Origin of the sequence: Streptomyces sp. ICN903, assembly GCF_022015835.1 — a bacterium.
In the GTDB taxonomy this organism is placed as follows: domain Bacteria; phylum Actinomycetota; class Actinomycetes; order Streptomycetales; family Streptomycetaceae; genus Streptomyces; species Streptomyces fenghuangensis.
This window is the reverse complement of the sequence record NZ_JAKMAY010000448.1, coordinates 1-3316: the sequence shown is the minus strand read 5'-3', so window position 1 is coordinate 3316 and position 3316 is coordinate 1. Positions and strand designations below refer to the sequence as shown.

3 protein-coding genes are annotated in these 3316 nt (G+C 72.0%); all 3 read right to left on the bottom strand.

Translation table 11 applies throughout. The features are described from left to right. The coding region (locus tag L7D48_RS27490; protein ID WP_237883604.1) for an enoyl-CoA hydratase/isomerase family protein at positions 1-718 on the bottom strand (718 nt) is incomplete at its 3' end. A 91-nt stretch (positions 719-809) separates the two neighbouring features. Further along, on the bottom strand, positions 810-2036 hold the full coding sequence (locus L7D48_RS27485) for an acetyl-CoA C-acetyltransferase (protein WP_237883602.1): 1227 nt from the start codon (positions 2034-2036) through the stop codon (positions 810-812). Positions 2037-2074: 38 nt separating this feature from the next. Beyond that, positions 2075-3217 (bottom strand): acyl-CoA dehydrogenase family protein, encoded by a 1143-nt coding sequence (locus tag L7D48_RS27480; RefSeq protein WP_237883600.1) that lies wholly within the window; start codon positions 3215-3217, stop codon positions 2075-2077. Positions 3218-3316 lie beyond the last annotated feature (99 nt).

Below are 3316 nucleotides of genomic sequence, written 5' to 3'. Positions count from 1 at the left end.
GGTTGGCGGCGAACTTCGGGTGGGCGGGGGTGCCGCCGGGGATCCTGTACCCCTTGACGTCCCAGGGCTGGACGGAGGCGGGGTTGGCGTCGATGAACGCCCTCGCCTTCTCCAGCATCTCCTCGGGGGTGTCGGCGACCTCGTGGACCAGGCCCTTGTCCATGGCCTGGCGGGGGCGGTACTGCCGGCCCTGGAGGAGGACGTTCAGCAGGGCGTCGGTGATGCCCAGCAGCCGCACGGTGCGCACCACTCCCCCGCCGCCGGGCAGCAGGCCGAGGGTGGCCTCGGGCAGACCGATCTTCGAGCCCGGGGCGTCGAGCGCGACGCGGTGGTGGCAGGCCAGCGCGATCTCCAGGCCGCCGCCGAGGGCCGCGCCGTTGATCGCGGCGACGACGGGGACGCCGAGGGTCTCCACGCGGCGCAGGTTGCGCTTCATGGCCATGCCGCGCTCGTAGAGTTCGCGGGCCTGCTCGGGCCGCACCGCCAGCAGGTCGTTGAGGTCGCCGCCGGCGAAGAAGGTCTTCTTGGCGGAGGTGACGATGACGCCGCGGACACTCTCGCGCTCGGCCTCCAGGCGGTCGGCGACATCGGCGAGCGAGGCGGCGAACGCGGCGTTCATGGTGTTGGCGGACTGGGTGGGGTCGTCCAGGGTGAGGGTGACGACACCGGTGTCGTCCTGTTCCCAGCGGATGGTGGAGGGGGCTGCGGGGGCTGCCATGGTGGGTTTCGTTCTCCGTTGAGGTCTGGCTGCGTCGGGAGGGTCGTTTCGTACGCCGCCCGGGGCGGGCGCGGGGCCGGTCGTGAGCCGGTCAGAGCCGTTCGACGACGGTGGCGATGCCCATGCCGCCGCCGACGCAGAGGGTGGCCAGGCCGTAGCGCAGATCGCGGCGCTCCAGCTCGTCGACGAGGGTGCCCAGGATCATCGCGCCGGTGGCGCCCAGCGGGTGGCCCATGGCGATGGCGCCGCCGTTGACGTTGACCTTCTCCATGGGCAGGCCCATGTCGCGCACGAAGCGCAGGACGACGGCCGCGAACGCCTCGTTGATCTCCACCAGGTCCAGGTCGTCGACGGTCAGCCCCGCCTTGGCCAGCGCCTTGCGGGAGGCGGGTGCCGGGCCGGTGAGCATGATGGTCGGCTCGGAGCCGGAGACGGCGGCCGAGACGATGCGGGCGCGGGGGGTGAGGCCGTGGCGCTCGCCGACCTCGCGGCTGCCGATGGCCACCAGCGCGGAGCCGTCCACGATGCCGGAGGAGTTGCCCGCGTGGTGGACGTGGTCGATCTCCTCCACCCAGTGGTACTTCTGCAGCGCCACCGCGTCGAAGCCGCCCGCCTCGCCGATGGTGGCGAAGGAGGGCTTGAGGGAGGCGAGGGAGTCGGCCGTGGTGCCCGGGCGCATGTGCTCGTCGCGGTCGAGGACGACCAGGCCGTTGCGGTCGGTGACGGGGACGACCGAGCGGTCGAAGCGGCCCTCCTTCCAGGCGGTGGCCGCGCGCTCCTGCGACATCGCGGCGTACTCGTCCACGTCGCGGCGGGAGAAGCCCTCGATGGTGGCGATGAGGTCGGCGCCGATGCCCTGGGGGACGAAGGCGGTCTCGAAGCTGGTCATCGGGTCCATGGCCCAGGCGCCGCCGTCGGAGCCCATCGGCACCCGCGACATCGACTCCACACCGCCGGCCAGGACCAGGTCCTCCCAGCCGGAGCGGACCTTGGCGGCGGCCATGTTGACGGCCTCCAGACCCGAGGCGCAGAAGCGGTTCTCCTGGACGCCGGCGACGGTGTCGGGCAGTCCGGCGGCGATGGCGGCGGTGCGGGCGATGTCGGCGCCCTGGTCGCCCAGGGGGGTGACGACGCCGAGCACGATGTCGTCGATGGCGGCCGGGTCCAGGCCGGGGAAGCGGCGGCGCAGCTCGTGGATCAGGCCGACGACCAGGTCGATCGGCTTGGTGCCGTGCAGGGCGCCACTGGCCTTGCCGCGCCCGCGCGGGGTGCGGATGGCGTCGTAGATGTACGCGTCGTTGCTCGCGTGGGTCGTCACGGTCGAAGTCGCCTTCCGGAAAGGGGTGGGTCGGGAGATCAGGAGAGCAGGGAACGGCCGATGATCTCCTTCATGATCTCGGTCGTGCCGCCGTAGATGGTCTGGATGCGCCCGTCGGTGAACGCCCTGGCGACGGGGTACTCGCTCATGTAGCCGTAGCCGCCGTGGAGCTGGAGGCATCGGTCGGCGGTGCGTTTTTGCAGTTCGGTCGCCCACCACTTGGCCATCGAGGCGTGGACGGCGTCCAGCCCGCCGCTGACGTGGTCCTCGATGCAGCGGTCGACGAAGGCGCGGGTGACGGCGCACTCGGTGGCCATCTCCGCCATCTCGAAGCGTACGTGCTGGAGCCGGGCGAGCGGCCGGCCGAACGCCTCGCGCCCCATGACGTACTCGCGGGTGATCTCCAGGAGGTGCTCGGCGCCGGCGATGCCGGCCACCGCGATGGCCAGCCGCTCCTGGGCGAGCTGCGTCATCAGGTGGACGAAGGCGCCGTCCCGTTCGCCCAGCAGGTTCTCCCTGGGCACGCGCACGTCGTGGAAGAACAGCTCGGCGGTGTCCTGGGACTTCTGGCCGATCTTGTCGAGGTTGCGGCCGCGCTCGAAACCGGGCATGCCGCGCTCGACGACCAGCAGGCTCAGCCCCTTGGCGCCGCCCTCGGGGGTCGTCCTGGCCACGACGATCACCAGATCGGCCAGGATGCCGTTGGAGACGAAGGTCTTGGAGCCGTTCAGCACCCAGTGGTCGCCGCGGTCCTCGGCCGATGTGCGGATGCCCTGGAGGTCGGAGCCCGCGCCCGGCTCGGTCATGGCGATGGCGGTGATCGTCTCGCCGGAGCAGAAGCCGGGCAGCCAGCGCTTCTTCTGCTCCTCGGTGGCCAGGGAGGTCAGATACGGGCCGATGACGTCGTTGTGCAGGCCGATCGCCAGGCCGGGCGTGCCCGCCTTGGTGAACTCCTCGGCCAGTACGGCGCCGTAGCGGAAGTCCTCCTGCCCGCCGCCCCCGTACTCCTCGGGGACGGCCACACCCAGCAGGCCCTGGCGCCCGGCGGCGCGCCACACCTCGCGGTCGACGGCGCCCTCGCGCTCCCAGCGTTCGTAGTGCGGCAGCACCTCCCGCTCCAGGAAGGCCCGGACCGTGTGCCGGAAGGCCTCGTGGTCCTCGGTGAAGATCTTCCGCTTCATCGTGAGCCTTCCTGTCGTGTGCCGGGCATGAGTGCGGGCAGGTCCCAGTCGCGGGCCACCTCGGCGGCGTCCGCGCCGGGGACGGCGGGCGGGCGGCGC